Annotated in this window: 15 protein-coding genes; 7 read left to right on the plus strand and 8 right to left on the minus strand. The window is 54.5% G+C overall.

Annotation, left to right across the window (positions count from 1 at the left end; all coding sequences use genetic code 11):
* Positions 1 to 9: 9 nt before the first annotated feature.
* Complete coding sequence (zapE, locus tag ACOTY9_RS14295) at positions 10 to 1,134, minus strand: cell division protein ZapE (RefSeq protein ID WP_014885419.1); 1,125 nt, start codon at positions 1,132 to 1,134, stop codon at positions 10 to 12.
* Positions 1,135 to 1,323: 189 nt separating this feature from the next.
* On the opposite strand from zapE, the gene zapG reads away from it, so the two are divergent.
* The 3 genes from zapG to degS all read left to right on the plus strand — a co-directional run bounded on the left by zapG (position 1,324) and on the right by degS (position 4,420).
* A complete protein-coding gene (gene zapG, locus ACOTY9_RS14300) occupies positions 1,324 to 1,722 on the plus strand; it encodes a Z-ring associated protein ZapG (RefSeq protein WP_010436126.1) in 399 nt (132 codons plus the stop codon).
* A gap of 170 nt (positions 1,723 to 1,892) precedes the next feature.
* On the plus strand, positions 1,893 to 3,260 hold the full coding sequence (degQ, locus tag ACOTY9_RS14305; protein WP_023331415.1) for a serine endoprotease DegQ: 1,368 nt from the start codon (positions 1,893 to 1,895) through the stop codon (positions 3,258 to 3,260).
* A gap of 92 nt (positions 3,261 to 3,352) precedes the next feature.
* On the plus strand, positions 3,353 to 4,420 hold the full coding sequence (degS, locus tag ACOTY9_RS14310; protein WP_014885421.1) for an outer membrane-stress sensor serine endopeptidase DegS: 1,068 nt from the start codon (positions 3,353 to 3,355) through the stop codon (positions 4,418 to 4,420).
* A 91-nt stretch (positions 4,421 to 4,511) separates the two neighbouring features.
* On the opposite strand, the gene mdh is transcribed toward degS, so the two are convergent.
* A complete protein-coding gene (mdh, locus tag ACOTY9_RS14315) occupies positions 4,512 to 5,450 on the minus strand; it encodes a malate dehydrogenase (RefSeq protein ID WP_014885422.1) in 939 nt (312 codons plus the stop codon).
* Between the two features lie 397 nt (positions 5,451 to 5,847).
* Here mdh and argR point away from each other — a divergent pair, with 397 nt between their 5' ends.
* From argR to yhcN (ACOTY9_RS14330), 3 genes are all read left to right on the plus strand, one after another.
* Positions 5,848 to 6,318, plus strand: coding sequence for a transcriptional regulator ArgR (gene argR / locus ACOTY9_RS14320; RefSeq protein WP_008502836.1), 471 nt, complete (start codon positions 5,848 to 5,850; stop codon positions 6,316 to 6,318).
* Between the two features lie 375 nt (positions 6,319 to 6,693).
* Entirely contained in the window at positions 6,694 to 6,957 is a 264-nt protein-coding gene (yhcN, locus tag ACOTY9_RS14325; protein WP_014885423.1) for a peroxide/acid stress response protein YhcN, read from the plus strand.
* Positions 6,958 to 7,068: 111 nt separating this feature from the next.
* Positions 7,069 to 7,335 carry a peroxide/acid stress response protein YhcN gene (gene yhcN / locus ACOTY9_RS14330; protein ID WP_014885424.1) on the plus strand — a complete coding sequence of 89 codons (267 nt, stop codon included), beginning with the start codon at positions 7,069 to 7,071 and terminating at the stop codon, positions 7,333 to 7,335.
* Positions 7,336 to 7,402: 67 nt separating this feature from the next.
* On the opposite strand, the gene ACOTY9_RS14335 is transcribed toward yhcN (ACOTY9_RS14330), so the two are convergent.
* From ACOTY9_RS14335 to aaeX, 5 genes are all read right to left on the minus strand, one after another.
* Positions 7,403 to 7,675, minus strand: coding sequence for a barstar family protein (locus ACOTY9_RS14335; RefSeq protein ID WP_045281399.1), 273 nt, complete (start codon positions 7,673 to 7,675; stop codon positions 7,403 to 7,405).
* A 44-nt stretch (positions 7,676 to 7,719) separates the two neighbouring features.
* On the minus strand, positions 7,720 to 9,174 hold the full coding sequence (locus ACOTY9_RS14340) for an NAD-dependent succinate-semialdehyde dehydrogenase (protein ID WP_348565949.1): 1,455 nt from the start codon (positions 9,172 to 9,174) through the stop codon (positions 7,720 to 7,722).
* An 89-nt stretch (positions 9,175 to 9,263) separates the two neighbouring features.
* Entirely contained in the window at positions 9,264 to 11,231 is a 1,968-nt protein-coding gene (aaeB, locus tag ACOTY9_RS14345) for a p-hydroxybenzoic acid efflux pump subunit AaeB (protein ID WP_014885427.1), read from the minus strand.
* A gap of 5 nt (positions 11,232 to 11,236) precedes the next feature.
* Positions 11,237 to 12,169 (minus strand): p-hydroxybenzoic acid efflux pump subunit AaeA, encoded by a 933-nt coding sequence (gene aaeA / locus ACOTY9_RS14350; protein WP_014885428.1) that lies wholly within the window; start codon positions 12,167 to 12,169, stop codon positions 11,237 to 11,239.
* Between the two features lie 7 nt (positions 12,170 to 12,176).
* Positions 12,177 to 12,380 (minus strand): p-hydroxybenzoic acid efflux pump operon protein AaeX, encoded by a 204-nt coding sequence (aaeX, locus tag ACOTY9_RS14355; protein WP_003860416.1) that lies wholly within the window; start codon positions 12,378 to 12,380, stop codon positions 12,177 to 12,179.
* A 179-nt stretch (positions 12,381 to 12,559) separates the two neighbouring features.
* Here aaeX and aaeR point away from each other — a divergent pair, with 179 nt between their 5' ends.
* On the plus strand, positions 12,560 to 13,486 hold the full coding sequence (gene aaeR / locus ACOTY9_RS14360) for an HTH-type transcriptional activator AaeR (protein WP_014885429.1): 927 nt from the start codon (positions 12,560 to 12,562) through the stop codon (positions 13,484 to 13,486).
* Between the two features lie 51 nt (positions 13,487 to 13,537).
* Here aaeR and tldD read toward each other — a convergent pair whose 3' ends face one another.
* The gene (gene tldD / locus ACOTY9_RS14365) at positions 13,538 to 14,983 is read right to left on the minus strand and encodes a metalloprotease TldD (RefSeq protein ID WP_023331419.1); all 1,446 of its coding nucleotides are present in this window, start codon (positions 14,981 to 14,983) and stop codon (positions 13,538 to 13,540) included.
* Positions 14,984 to 14,989 lie beyond the last annotated feature (6 nt).

Raw genomic sequence — 14,989 nt, forward strand, 5'->3', positions numbered from 1 at the left:
GGGTGGCATTTATGGCATATGCTCCCGCTTCAGGTATTCCTCGCTCTGCATCTCCTGCAGGCGCGACAGGCAGCGCTGGAACTCAAACTTAAGCCGCTCGCCCTGGTAGATCTCATATAAAGGTACCTCGGCGCTGACCACCAGCTTAACGTGGCGCTCATAAAACTCGTCCACCAGGGCAATGAAGCGTCGCGCTTCACTTTCCATCAGTTTCGTCATCACCGGCACATCCAGTACCATCACGGTGTGGAAGAGACGCGAAAGCGCAATGTAGTCGTGCTGACTACGGGCATCCACGCAGAGCGTCGTAAAGGAGACCGCCAGCGTTTGGTTTTCGACGCCGAGCGTTGGCAGCGGGCGATGGTTTATCTCCAGCGTCGGTGCATGTTCACGTTTTGTGCCCGCCAGCGCCAGCCACAGTTTATCCATCTCGCGGGTAGTCTGCGCATTGAGCGGTGAAAGCCACAAATGGGCCTGGGTCAGCGTGCGTAACCGGTAATCTACCCCGGCATCCACGTTCATGATGTCGCAGTGTTGCTTAATAGCATCAATAGCGGGCAAGAAGCGCGCCCGTTGCAGGCCGTTGCGATAGAGCTCGTCCGGCGGAATATTCGAAGTCGCCACCAGCGTGATCCCTCGGGCGAACAGGGCTTTCATCAGGCCACCTAGCAGCATGGCGTCGGTGATGTCAGACACAAAAAACTCATCGAAGCAGAGCACGTCTGTTTCCGCCTTGAATCTGTCGGCCACAATCTCCAGCGGATCGCTTTTGCCCTGCAGCGCGGTCAGTTCCTCATGCACCCGCAGCATAAAACGGTGAAAGTGCAGACGCTGCTTACGTGCGCCAGGCAGGCTGAGATAGAACAGGTCCATCAGCCAGGTTTTTCCGCGCCCGACCCCGCCCCACATATATAAACCACGCACCGGAGCCTGAGTCTGTGGCGTTTTTTTACCGAGCAATCGTCCAAATGCCGCTTTTAGCCCACTGCTCTGATCAACGTCAGCGGGTTTTGCCGTGAGTTCCTGATAAATCATCTCCAGGCGGTTTACCGCCTCACGTTGAACATCATCTGGTTGGTGCGTGCCCTCGTTAAGGGCCTGTTGATATCGCGACGCAGGGGACAGGTTTTGCATAATCTTATTGTTATTCCTTCAATTAACGCTCACCAGCAGGCGTGACTGATGAAAAAAAGGCCGTTCTACACTACGCGATGATACGTCAGGATTCCACTTCTGCGGAAATAGCGGTTATAGTGGCATTATCAGGCACAGGCAGGAGCCGAGCCAACACCCTACGGAACAACAAGACAACGGGAGAAGTTCATGACCTGGGAATATGCGCTAATCGGTTTAGTCGTCGGCATCGTGATCGGTGCTGTGGCCATGCGTTTCGGTAACCGCAAATTGCGTCAGCAGCAGTCACTGCAGTACGAACTGGAAAAGAACAAAGCAGAGCTGGAAGAGTATCGCGAAGAGCTGGTTAGCCACTTTGCCCGTAGCGCTGAGCTGCTGGACAATATGGCAACCGACTACCGTCAGCTGTATCAGCATATGGCGAAGAGCTCCAGCAGCCTGCTGCCGGAAATGACCGCGGAAACGAACCCGTTCCGCAACCGTCTGGCAGACTCGGAGGCCGGTAACGATCAGGCTCCAGTTCAGATGCCTCGTGACTATTCTGACGGCGCATCCGGTCTGCTACGCGGTGGCGCAAAACGCGATTAATCGCACAACCTGAATATATTTTACGGGCGCATCCCTTGCGCCCGTCCTTTCTTCCCGTCCCCAGCTATTATTTAGTCAAACGCCTCATTGTTCAGCGGTATAAAATTCAATAACATCATTATGATTTTGGGCCGTTCTTCTTTCATTCCAGGATACGAGAGTCAGCATCAATGAAGAAAAAAAACCAGCTGTTGAGCGCTTTAGCGTTAAGTGTCGGGTTATCCCTCTCGGCGTCCTTCCCTGCCAGTGCGGCGTTGCCCTCACAGGTGCCGGGACAAGCAGCCATTCCAAGCCTCGCGCCGATGCTGGAAAAAGTGTTGCCTGCGGTTGTCAGCGTGCAGGTTGAAGGCACGGCAGTACAAAGCCAGCGCGTACCGGAAGAACTGAAAAAATATTTTGGCGATGAGGGCCCTGACCAGCAGGCACAACCCTTTGAAGGTCTGGGTTCCGGCGTCATTATTGATGCGGCCAAAGGCTATATCCTGACCAACAATCATGTCATCAGCCAGGCCGATAAAATCAGCGTACAGCTGAACGATGGTCGCGAATTTGACGCCAAACTGATTGGCGGCGATGACCAGAGTGACATCGCACTGCTGCAGGTACAAAACCCGAGCAACCTGACCCAGATTGCCATTGCGGATTCCGACAAACTTCGCGTCGGTGATTTTGCCGTTGCCGTGGGCAACCCCTTTGGTTTAGGACAAACCGCCACCTCCGGCATTATCTCTGCGCTGGGGCGTAGCGGCCTGAATCTGGAAGGTCTGGAAAACTTTATCCAGACCGATGCCTCGATCAACCGCGGGAACTCCGGCGGGGCGTTGCTCAACCTTAACGGTGAGCTGATTGGGATTAACACAGCGATACTGGCGCCGGGCGGCGGCAGTATCGGGATCGGCTTTGCTATCCCGAGCAATATGGCCAAAACGCTGGCACAGCAGCTTATCCAGTTTGGCGAAGTCAAACGCGGGCTGTTGGGTATCAAAGGCATGGAGATGAGTGCGGATATTGCGAAAGCGTTCAATATTAACGTGCAGCGTGGTGCTTTTGTCAGTGAAGTGCTGCCAAACTCCGGCTCGGCAAAAGCAGGCATCAAATCAGGCGATGTAATCGTCAGCCTCAACGATAAGCCATTGAGCAGCTTTGCTGAATTGCGCTCGCGTATTGCCACGACTGAGCCCGGTGCGAAGGTGAAACTCGGTCTGATCCGTGACGGTAAGCCGTTGAACGTCGAAGTGACGCTGGATAAGAGTACCTCGTCATCGGCCAGCGCGGAGCTTATCGCCCCTGCGCTGCAAGGGGCAACGTTGAGCGACGGGCAACTGAAAGACGGTACGAAAGGCATTCGCATCGACACCGTTGAGAAGAGCAGCCCTGCCGCGCAGGCCGGATTGCATCAGGAAGACGTCATCATTGGCGTAAACCGTAATCGCGTGCAATCCATCGCTGAACTTCGCAAAGTGCTGGAGAGCAAGCCGGCGGTCATTGCCCTGCAGGTGATGCGCGGCAATGAGTCCATCTACATTCTGTTGCGCTAAGCATTTGCTATCCCGGACATCACCGCTGCGTGTGATGTCCGGATAACTCATGTTATGCTGCAAATCGTTCCTTTTATCACGACACGCGCATCATGCTTTCAAAGCTCTTACGTTCCATTGTTATCGGTTTGATTGTCGCTGGCCTGCTGCTGCTGGCGATGCCGTCTTTGCGTCAGTTCAATAAACTGTCCGCTCCCCAGTTCGACAGCGCGGATGAAACGCCAGCAACCTATAATACGGCCGTTCGCCGTGCCGCCCCTGCCGTGGTTAACGTTTATAACCGCGGCCTCAATAGCTCGGCCCATAACCAGCTTGAGATCCGCACGCTGGGCTCCGGGGTGATTATGGACGAGCGCGGCTACATTATTACCAACAAACATGTGATCAATGATGCCGACCAAATCATCGTTGCCCTGCAGGATGGCCGCGTGTTTGAAGCATTGCTGGTGGGTTCTGACAGCCTGACCGACCTTGCCGTGCTCAAAATCAATGCCACCGGGGGTTTGCCGGTCATTCCGATTAACCGCAAACGCACGCCACACATTGGCGATGTGGTCCTGGCTATCGGTAACCCTTACAACCTCGGCCAGACGATCACGCAGGGGATTATCAGCGCAACCGGTCGAATTGGCCTTAACCCGTCAGGGCGGCAGAATTTCCTGCAAACCGATGCGTCAATCAACCACGGTAACTCGGGTGGCGCGCTGGTTAACTCGCTGGGCGAACTGATGGGCATCAATACCCTCTCGTTCGATAAGAGCAACGACGGCGAGACGCCGGAGGGGATCGGCTTTGCTATTCCCTTCCAGCTGGCGACCAAGATTATGGATAAGCTGATTCGCGACGGGCGCGTCATCCGCGGCTATATCGGCATTGGCGGGCGCGAAATTGCACCGATGCATACCCAGGGCGGCGGTATCGATCAGATTCAGGGCATTGTGGTCAACGAGGTATCGCCTGGCGGTCCGGCGGCTAACGCGGGGATTCAGGTAAATGATGTCATTGTCTCGGTTAACGGCACACCGGCCGTGTCTGCCCTGGAGACGATGGACCAGGTGGCAGAAATTCGTCCGGGTTCGATCATCCCTGTTGAAGTCATGCGTAACGATAAAAAACTGACGCTGCATGTGACGGTTCAGGAATATCCGGCAACAAACTGACAGCCATAAAAAAACCGAAGCCAGTCAGTGCTTCGGTTTGTTTTTGCCGGGTGGCGCTAACGCTTACCCGGCCTACGGCAGTTGGCTCGTTTTACTTATTAACGAACTCTTCGCCCAGCGTGATATCTTTCTTCAGCGTATCCAGCATGCCTTCCATCGCGTTTTGCTCAAACGCGCTCAGCGTACCGATAGACTTACGTTCTTCAATACCATTTTTACCCAGCAGCAGCGGCTGAGAGAAGAAGCGGGCATGTTCGCCATCGCCTTCAACGTAAGCGCATTCAACAACGCCTTTTTCGCCCTGCAGAGCGCGAACCAGTGACAGACCGAAACGTGCCGCCGCCTGGCCCATAGACAGCGTTGCAGAACCGCCACCCGCCTTCGCTTCCACCACTTCGGTGCCCGCGTTCTGGATACGTTTGGTCAGGTCAGCCACTTCCTGCTCGGTAAAGCTCACGCCTGGGATCTGCGACAGCAGAGGCAGAATGGTGACACCAGAGTGACCGCCAATGACAGGCACTTCCACTTCTGTTGGCTGTTTGCCTTTCAGCTCAGCAACAAAGGTGTTGGAACGGATGATATCCAGCGTGGTCACGCCGAACAGTTTGTTTTTATCGTAAACACCTGCTTTCTTCAGCACTTCTGCCGCGATTGCGACGGTGGTGTTCACTGGGTTAGTGATGATGCCGATGCACGCTTTCGGGCAGACTTCAGCGATCTGCTGCACCAGGTTTTTCACGATGCCCGCGTTGACGTTGAACAGGTCTGAACGATCCATGCCTGGCTTACGCGCCACGCCTGCAGAAATCAGCACCACGTCAGCACCCTGCAGTGCAGGACGTGCATCTTCACCGGAGAAGCCTTTGATTTTTACAGCTGTCGGGATGTGGCTTAGGTCAACCGCCACACCTGGGGTTACCGGAGCAATATCGTACAGGGAGAGTTCTGAGCCTGAAGGCAGTTGGGTTTTCAGTAGTAGGGCAAGCGCCTGGCCGATACCACCAGCAGCGCCGAGGACTGCGACTTTCATCCTAAACTCCTTATTATGGTTAACTTAAGTATCTGTAAATCCGTTGCCGCGACCTTAATTCAGCACGTCTTTAATTACAATTTTCGAAGCTAAAGAATTTGAGGTCACGCGTCTTTATCTCTCATCAGAAGGCTATCTGACGACAGAAGGCAACGCATTAAGAGGGGGTTACAATACACCCTGCCCCGCTACCAAAACAACATCATTTTGATAACATTTAATTTACTTTTAAGCTTATTTGCGTGGCGTGACCCAGGCATGTTTTCTGATAACGAAATCTGATAAAATCACTCCCTTTCATAACATTATTTCAGCCTTGCGCTGAGTAGATAATTTGCATAAAAATTCATCCACACGCATAATAATGTTGTTTCTTTCGTCATATTCCGGGTGACTTATGCGAAGCTCGTCTAAGCAAGAAGAATTAGTAAAGGCGTTTAAAGCGCTACTCAAAGAAGAGAAATTCAGTTCTCAGGGAGAAATTGTTCAGGCGCTGCAGGAACAAGGTTTCGATAACATCAATCAGTCGAAAGTCTCCCGCATGTTAACTAAGTTTGGCGCGGTACGTACCCGTAACGCGAAGATGGAGATGGTCTATTGCCTGCCGGCTGAACTTGGCGTGCCGACCACTTCCAGCCCCCTCAAAAATCTGGTTCTGGATATCGACTATAACGACGCCGTGGTGGTGATCCACACAAGCCCTGGTGCCGCACAGCTGATTGCCCGCATGCTGGACTCGTTAGGTAAAACGGAGGGCATCCTGGGTACCATCGCAGGCGACGACACCATTTTTACCACCCCGGCCAGCGGTTTCTCCGTAAAAGATCTCCACGAAGCGATTCTGGTTCTGTTCGAACAGGAACTGTAATCCTCTCTCCCCGTAGCGCTGCTACGGGGAACATCCTGCTCCAGCCTCGTTTTCCCCTGCATTCCACTGCCTCTGGTTTTAACAAATAGTGCTTTTTACCACCTATTAACATTCATCTGGTGAATGATAAATCAAAAAATCGCACAAAAAATCAAAAGCAGATATCCATATGATTTTCTTAGATTTAAACACACTTGATGCTCAAAAATCACTCAATATTATGCGTTTTGGTTATAAAAAACGGTATGTTTAACACGTAATAACACAGGAAACCATTAGTCTGGTATTAATTTTTGCCGTTATTAGTGTATACTTGATTTTGTGATGAGGGTCACGAAACAAGACCCCACTAAAAAATTCGACGAGGTAAGAATCATGAAAATCAAAACCACTGTAGCGGCGCTAAGCGTCCTGTCTGTCCTGTCCTTCGGTGCTTTCGCGGCTGACGCTATTAATGCTGACCAGGCACAATCCCGTGAAGCAATCGGTACGGTTTCGGTCGGTGCAGTCGGCACGTCGCCAATGGACATGCATGAAATGCTGAACAAAAAAGCGGAAGAAAAAGGTGCATCATCTTATCGCATCATCGAAGCGCGTTCCGGTGACCACTGGCACGCAACCGCAGAACTGTACAAATAAGTTTTAGTTATCACTGAAGATGTAATTCTCCACTCAACGGCACCAGGCATAAAAATAGCGGTTCAACCCTTCTCGCCGTTGAGCAAAAAACCTTTTCCAGGAGTAAAGACTATGAAAACCAAATTGATCATCGCAACCCTCGGTCTGGCATCCGTTCTCTCTTTCGGCGCGAGCGCAGCCGTACAGCAAGTGAATGCCGACCAGGCACAAAATCTGCAGCGTATGGGCAGCGTATCCGTCACGTCGGTCACCGGCTCACCGATGGATATCCGTCAGGAACTTGCCGCCAAAGCTGAAAAAGCAGGCGCCAGCAGCTATCGCGTCACCGAACTGAATCAGGGTGACCACTGGCATGCCACGGCAGAACTGTATAAATAAACCCTCGTCGTATCTCATCATACGACTTGCCCCTGGCCTGATGGTCAGGGGCTTTTTTATGGCTTGCTCAGTGGCGAGCATTGAAACGCAGTTGTCCTTCCAGCTCTTCTTCCGCTTCATCGAACAGTAATATCAGCGCCCCGAAACGTCTGCGCAGCTTATCGGGCAGATGGATAAACTCTATTTCCAGCGGTAGCGGCAACAGACTGCCGGTTACCACATCCCACAGCGTATCCAGGTTCGTCACGCTTTGTTGTTCAAGATCAAACACCCGTGTAAATTCCCGGTAGAAGTCTTCCTGACTGTCTATCTCATCAAAATCAAAGGTATAGGTTTTCATTACCAGCCACCAGTCCAGGCGAGCGGCAGATGCCGCTCCATCTATTATAATCCCCCGATATGCAGGGTTTTAACTTCCAGATACTCTTCCAGCCCCAGCACCGATCCCTCACGCCCCAGGCCGGATTCTTTCACGCCGCCAAAGGGCCCCAGTTCTGTGGAGACGGCGCACTCATTAATCCCAATCATTCCGCTTTCAATTGCCTGTGAAACGCGGAAGACCCGCGAGAGATTCTGGGTATAGAAGTACGCCGCCAGACCATAAGGCGTGTTGTTGGCACGCTGGATGACTTCATCTTCTGAGGTGAAACGGAAGCACGCCGCGACCGGGCCAAACGTCTCCTCTTCTGCCAGCTTCATCCCTTCATGACAGTCCCCCAGTACGGTCGGCATCCAGAAATTGCCGCCAAGGGAATGAGGTTTACCGCCCACCAGCACGGTCGCGCCACGCGCAACAGCGTCGTCAACATGTTCACGTACCTTGTGGACCGCTGCGCCTTCAATCAACGGCCCGACGACGACGCCGTCCTCAAGACCATTTCCCACCTTCAGCGCCTTCACCGCATCAGCGAGTTTATTCACAAATTTGTCGTAGACGGTTTCCTGAATATAGAAGCGGTTCACGCTGACGCAGACCTGCCCGGCATTGCGAAACTTATTGGCGATCGCGCCTTTCACAGCCGCGTCGATGTCTGCATCCTCAAAGACGATGTACGGAGCATTTCCCCCCAGCTCCATCGAGACTTTTTTCATGGTTTCTGCGGCGTTACGCACCAGCGTTTTGCCAACCGATGTCGAGCCGGTGAAGGAGATTTTTCGCACGTCCCGGCTGGCCATAATCGCGTCGCTGATTTCGTGCGTATTCCCGGCGACCGCGTTGAGTACCCCATCCGGTACGCCGGCCTGTTTTGCCAGCGTCAGCAGCGCAAAAGCGCTGAGCGGCGTGTTATTGGCCGGTTTGATTACCCCGGTGCATCCGGCTGCCAGCGCCGGGCCTAACTTGCGGGTGAGCATCGCCATCGGGAAGTTCCACGGCGTGATAGCCGCGACAACACCGATCGGTTCACGGGTCGCCAGAATGCGCGAGCCGGGTTTGATCGGCGGAATAATTTCACCGTTCGCACGCTTGGCCTCTTCGGCAAACCACTGGATAAAGCTGGCGGCGTACTCCACTTCACCTTCCGCTTCTTTCAGGGGCTTACCCTGTTCGGTGGTCATTAGCCGTCCGAGCCAGCTTTTATTCTCAATAATCAGTTCGTACCAGCGGTAAAGAATGGCCGAACGCTCTTTCGCGGTTTTGGCGCGCCATGCAGGGAAAGCCTGGGTGGCGGCAGCAATTGCGGCTTCGGTCTCTGCTTTGCCGGCTTTCGCGACGCGGGCGATGACTTCCCCGGTAGCCGGGTTAAGCACATCAAACGTCGTATCCAGCGGTTTCCAGAGGCCGTTAACCAGATAGCCGGTCTGAAAAAGGGTATTGTCCTGAAGCGCCTGGGTCGTCATGTGTCCTCCCTTTCTGAATGTAAGAACGTGCTGGAATAAGTATAGCCACAAAAAAACCGACGCTTTTGGCGTCGGTTTTTTTACTTCAGTCAGTTATCGGTGAGGGCATTTTGATAGCGACGCAGCATCAGCGCCAGCCGCCCTACCGGTTCGGTGACCTGAAGCGGTGCATCCCAGTGCTTAAGTTTTTCCTGATAGATATCGAGCTCTTCAAGCAGCTGCGTAAAGTAACGGCGACGTTTGTCATCACTGCTGGCGGAAAGCACATGGTCCGCGGTACGACGCAGCTGACGGTGCCAGGCGGAGAGATCGTCGTTGATCGGCACCGGTGCACTGCGCAGACGCTGGTGCGCGATAATCATGGTTAACGCCAGGCGGAACTTCGCGATGTCGCCCGGAAACTTGTTCAGCAGTAAAAACAGCTGCTGATAGAGCGCCGGGAGGTGGTTCTCTTTACGACGCGCGGTATTGGTGGTCATCGACGACACGGCGGCAGAAACAAACTGATTCAATAACACACGCCCCGTCCGCGCCTGTGAGTTATCTCGCACCAGCAGAATGACCATCATCGCCAGGAAACAGCCCACCAGCTGGCCCAGCGCGCTGTCGAGGAACTGGCTGAAATGGAAAGTCATCGGGTTATCGAGCACGATGATGTTAATCGTACTCGCCAGCGCCCCCAGCGATCCCAGGCGACGCTTTTGCACTTCAATGCCGATAAAGAACGCCATCACCGCCAGGCTAATACAGAGCAGCAACATGCTTTGTTGCGTCGACGGGATGATGACCAGGAAATAGAGCGCCCCTATCGGCAGGGCGGCAATGGTACCGTAGAGGAAATCAACGGCAACCATACGCGGGTTAGGCAGACGCATCGCCAGTGCGGTCACAACGGCAATCATCACCATCGCGCCGCTGCCAGACGTCCAGCCTGTCCACAACCAGAACAGCGTACCGAGCATACAGGCAAGCGTGGTACGCCAGAAGTTGACCATCGCGTGGTGACGTTCGGCAGATTCGGCCTTGATGACCACTTCACCCTGGAGGACTTCTTCTTCCGCCGCGCTAATTTTGGTGTTGCCGATCACGCCACGTTTCAGCAGCAGATAGCGCGTCGCGGCCCCGACCCAGGTGTAGATGGTCACCGGCGTGTCGCGCTCACCGGTCCAGGCGATCACCCGACGCATACGCTTAAGCTGTTTATGCACGTCCTGCACGGTTTCCACCGGCTCGGCAAACAGCTCACGGAACGTATCGGTGACCGCTTCCGGACGGGTGTTCTGGATGAGATACGTTTCACACGCCTGGGTAATCAGCGTCAGGGAGACAGTATTGAGGGCTTTCAGGCGGCGGTTCGCACGGGCCCAGCGCGAGGACTCCATGTTGAGGTTGCTACGCATCCCCTCCAGCGCCTGCGTCCGGCGAACCAGCCCGCTCCAGGCGTTATCCACCTCTTCACTGTCGCCATGCTTAATGCACAGCTGCATCAGCTGGTACTGGGCAACGATCAGCGCGTCAAGTTCACGGTCGACTTCCTGTTTGATGGAGCGTGGAGAGAAAAGCAGGTCAGCGACAATCGCACTCACAATACCGATCACAATCTCGCTGCAGCGCTCCACGGCAAACTGCGGCGCGAGCAAAGGTTCAGACTGAATGGTGATGATAATAATCAGCGCGGTATAACCCGCCAGCCCCCAGGCGTAGGAGTTTTCCACTTTCACCAGAGACGAAATCCAGGTGCAGAAACCCGCCCAGATACAGCACACCATCAGCATCAGCAATGGCGTGCGGATCATCAGAATAATAATGGTGAGTGCCGCGAAACAGCCGATAAACGTCCCGATGATACGCAGCATCCCACGATAGCGGATCGCGCCAGAATAGGGTTCCCCGCCCGCGGCAAAGGCAGGACCCGCCGCAACTATTGCAGCCGTCAGGACCGCCCAGCGAGGGGTTTCAAGCTGGAAGTGAAAGCCAACAAACAGCGCCAGCACAATGGCACAGGCCAGCTTCACGGCGAAGCGAATGTGCTGGCTGGCGATGGAAAAGATACCCATGGCGATTAACCAAACTCGCGCAGGCGATGGGCAATTTTACGGAAGAAGGAGTCCTGGCTGGCATCCCGATCTTTTTCACCGGTGATCACAACCGTCGCCGTGGTCCCCGCAGGCCACAGGTTGCCCTGCTGTTCATCAAGGTGAATACGTACCGGCACACGCTGCGCCAGACGCACCCATTCCAGGTTGGAATCCACCGTCGCCATTCCTTTGGTATCGTTAGAGCTGCTGGAGTTGGTCACCCCTGCAGCGACACTGTCGACGGTACCTTTGAAGACGCGGTTACTGCCCAGCGGCGTGATTTCCGCACGATAACCCGGACGCACGCCTTCCAGCTTGGTCTCTTCCATATAGGCGAGCACGTAGAAGGAGTTCTGTTTAACCAGCGCCACGGCAGTGGAGCCACGGGTAATAAACTCCCCGGCATAGACATTGAGGTTAGTGACCCAGCCGTCGGATGGCGCGCGGATCACGGTGCGCTCCAGATCGAGCTTAGCGAGATCGCGCGTGGCTTGCGCTTTCGCCAGCTGGTGCAGCACGGTTTGCAGCACGTTGTTAGACTGGTCTATCTCTTCACGGGACATGGCCTGAACGCCCAACTGGTTACGGCGGCCCGCCTCACGGCGTTTTTCCGATGCCAGCGCCTGGTAATAGGCGACATCTGCTTCCGCTTCTTCCAGCGCCTTCTGGTAACGAGGCTGGTCGATGGTGAACAGAACCTGATCTTTTTTCACCAGCTGGTTATCGTGAACATTCACCGCCGTGATTAGACCAGCCACATCGGGGGCGATGGCCACGACATCCGCGCTGAAGCGCGCATCACGCGTCCACGGTGATTCGGTGTAATAGACCCAGGCACGAAAAATAGCGATGAAGGCGAGGATAACCAGCGCCATCGTGATGGCAGTGCGGGAGATTTTTCTTGTTAGCGTTTTCACATCAACCTCAGACAAACATGCGCGATATCAGGTAAAACAGGCAGCAATACAGCGCGGTATTGAACAATGCAGGGTGCCAGACGAAATCGTAAATCCCGGTAGGGACCAGCACCTTGCGCACCAGCCAGAAGATCGCCAGTGATAAAAGTAGCTCGAAAAATATCGGTGGGAACGACAGACCGAACACCACGATAACGGGAAACAGACTCATGTTGACCTTGATAAGAGAGAGTGCAGGCTTCAGAATTTTTTAGCGCACGCCATCGCAGAAGAGCAAGAAACGTCGGGCGAGAATGGCGCAGCCGTTATGTAATTAATAATATATTAACGTAACTGTTATGCTGTTATCTATAATATGTGATCTAAATCACTTTTAAGCCAGAGTGAACAATGGAACGTTTAAAACGCATGTCGGTCTTCGCCAAAGTGGTTGAACTGGGTTCGTTTACCGCCGCGGCACGTCAGCTTCAGATGAGCGTCTCATCCATTAGCCAGACGGTCTCTAAACTGGAAGATGAGCTACAGGTCAAGCTGCTCAACCGCAGTACCCGCAGCATTGGGCTGACGGAGGCGGGTAAAATTTACTATCAGGGCTGCCGACGCATGATGCACGAAGTACAAGACGTCCATGAACAGCTCTACGCCTTTAACAACACCCCGATCGGCACACTCCGTATAGGGTGTTCTTCAACTATGGCACAAAATGTACTCGCTGCCATGACCGCGGATATGCTGAAGGAGTACCCCGGGCTTACCGTCAATCTGGTGACAGGTATCCCGGCGCCGGATCTGATCGCCGATGGTCTGGACGTGGTGATCCGCGTGGGGGCGTTGCAGGATTCCAGCCTCTTCTCGCGTCGACTGGGCAGCATGCCGATGGTTGTCTGCGCCTCGAAAAGCTATCTTGCGCAGTACGGCGTTCCGGAGAAACCCGCGGATCTCACCAACCACTCCTGGCTGGAGTACAGCGTGCGACCCGACAATGAATTCGAGTTGATTGCCCCGGAGGGGATCTCCACCCGGCTGCTGCCGGAAGGGCGATTCGTCACTAACGATCCGATGACTATTTCGCGCTGGCTGGTGGCCGGTGCGGGGATCGCCTACGTCCCGTTGATGTGGGTGATCAATGAGATCAACAGCGGCGTGCTGGAGATCCTTTTCCCTCGCTATCAATCCGATCCGCGCCCGGTCTACGCCCTGTATACCGAAAAGGACAAGCTGCCGCTCAAAGTGCAGGTGTGTATCAACTATCTGACCGACTATTTTGTGGACGTGGCAGAGCTGTTTCAGGGGATGCGGGGAAGAAGGAAAGAATAGGCCTTTCCCCTCTCCCGGTTAGGGAGAGGGTTAGGGTGAGGCGGTGAAAAACTACGCTGTACCGCCCACCGTCAGATTATCCACTTTCAGGGTTGGCTGGCCGACGCCAACCGGCAGGCTCTGGCCCTCTTTACCGCAGACGCCCACGCCGTTGTCCAGCTTCAGATCGTTACCGACCATAGAGATCTGCTGCATGGCTTCGATACCGGAACCAATCAGGGTCGCACCTTTTACCGCTTTGGTCACTTTTCCCTTCTCAATCAGATACGCTTCTGAGGTAGAGAAGACAAATTTACCGGAGGTGATGTCCACCTGGCCGCCGCCAAAGTTTGGCGCAAAGATACCGTAATCTACAGACTCGATAATCTCCTGCGGCGTGGATTTGCCCGGCAACATGTAAGTGTTGGTCATGCGCGGCATTGGCAGGTGCGCGTAGGATTCACGACGGCCGTTACCCGTTGGCGCGACGCCCATCAGGCGCGCGTTGAGTTTGTCCTGCATGTAACCTTTCAGCACGCCGTTTTCAATCAGAACATTGTACTGGCCTGGCGTACCTTCATCATCGATAGCCACCGAACCGCGACGGTCAGGCATAGTGCCATCATCCACCACGGTGCACAGCTCAGAGGAGACGAGCTGTCCAATCTGACCGCTGAACACGGATGTCCCGCGACGGTTAAAGTCGCCTTCCAGACCGTGGCCCACCGCTTCGTGCAGCAGCACGCCCGGCCAGCCTGCGCCCAGCACCACCGGGAATGTCCCGGCGGGAGCCGCAACAGCATTAAGATTCACCAGTGCCATACGCACGGCTTCTTTTGCCCACGCGTCAGCGCGCGCTTCGCCATCTACATCGCCCAGGAACCAGTCATAGCCGAAACGACCGCCGCCGCCGCTGGAGCCACGCTCGCGTTTACCGTTGTCATCAACCTGCACGCTGATGGAAAGACGCACCAGCGGACGCACATCGGCGGCCAGCGTACCGTCCGTTGCCGCCACCAGAATCAGTTCATAAACACCGCTCAGGCTGGCAGAGACTTCCTGAACGCGTTTATCTGCAGCACGCGCCACTTTGTCCACGCGGCGCAAAATATCCAGCTTCTCTTCGCGGCTCATGCTTTGCAGCGGATCGATACTGGTATAGAGCGCAGAGTGCGACACTTCACCGAGGGTTTTCACACGGCCATCGCCAGTATCACGCACAATGGTACGCGCAGCCTGCGCACTTTGCTCCAGCGCAGCCAGGCTAATCTGGTCGGCATAGGCAAAACCGGTTTTCTCACCGCTGACGGCGCGCACGCCGACGCCCTGGTCAATGTTATAAGAACCATCTTTGATGATGCTGTCTTCTAAAACCCAGGATTCGTGATAGCTCGACTGGAAATAGAGATCGCCGTAGTCGAGACGGCGTTCGGTCAGTTGACCAAGAATGGAGAACAGGTCCTGATGGCTCAGGCCGTTCGCTGCGAGCAAATGTTCACTTACCAGGTTCAGACTCATCGTATT

This window comes from Enterobacter cloacae complex sp. SHL012, assembly GCF_049237505.1.
Taxonomy (GTDB): Bacteria; Pseudomonadota; Gammaproteobacteria; order Enterobacterales; family Enterobacteriaceae; genus Enterobacter; species Enterobacter kobei.

Bases quoted from the DNA above. Each gene is read 5' to 3' on its own strand.
- zapE (WP_014885419.1), bottom strand. From the start codon at position 1,134: ATGCAAAACCTGTCCCCTGCGTCGCGATATCAACAGGCCCTTAACGAG.
- zapG (WP_010436126.1), top strand. From the start codon at position 1,324: ATGACCTGGGAATATGCGCTAATCGGTTTAGTCGTCGGCATCGTGATC.
- degQ (WP_023331415.1), top strand. From the start codon at position 1,893: ATGAAGAAAAAAAACCAGCTGTTGAGCGCTTTAGCGTTAAGTGTCGGG.
- degS (WP_014885421.1), top strand. From the start codon at position 3,353: ATGCTTTCAAAGCTCTTACGTTCCATTGTTATCGGTTTGATTGTCGCT.
- mdh (WP_014885422.1), bottom strand. From the start codon at position 5,450: ATGAAAGTCGCAGTCCTCGGCGCTGCTGGTGGTATCGGCCAGGCGCTT.
- argR (WP_008502836.1), top strand. From the start codon at position 5,848: ATGCGAAGCTCGTCTAAGCAAGAAGAATTAGTAAAGGCGTTTAAAGCG.
- yhcN (WP_014885423.1), top strand. From the start codon at position 6,694: ATGAAAATCAAAACCACTGTAGCGGCGCTAAGCGTCCTGTCTGTCCTG.
- yhcN (WP_014885424.1), top strand. From the start codon at position 7,069: ATGAAAACCAAATTGATCATCGCAACCCTCGGTCTGGCATCCGTTCTC.
- ACOTY9_RS14335 (WP_045281399.1), bottom strand. From the start codon at position 7,675: ATGAAAACCTATACCTTTGATTTTGATGAGATAGACAGTCAGGAAGAC.
- ACOTY9_RS14340 (WP_348565949.1), bottom strand. From the start codon at position 9,174: ATGACGACCCAGGCGCTTCAGGACAATACCCTTTTTCAGACCGGCTAT.
- aaeB (WP_014885427.1), bottom strand. From the start codon at position 11,231: ATGGGTATCTTTTCCATCGCCAGCCAGCACATTCGCTTCGCCGTGAAG.
- aaeX (WP_003860416.1), bottom strand. From the start codon at position 12,380: ATGAGTCTGTTTCCCGTTATCGTGGTGTTCGGTCTGTCGTTCCCACCG.
- aaeR (WP_014885429.1), top strand. From the start codon at position 12,560: ATGGAACGTTTAAAACGCATGTCGGTCTTCGCCAAAGTGGTTGAACTG.
- tldD (WP_023331419.1), bottom strand. From the start codon at position 14,983: ATGAGTCTGAACCTGGTAAGTGAACATTTGCTCGCAGCGAACGGCCTG.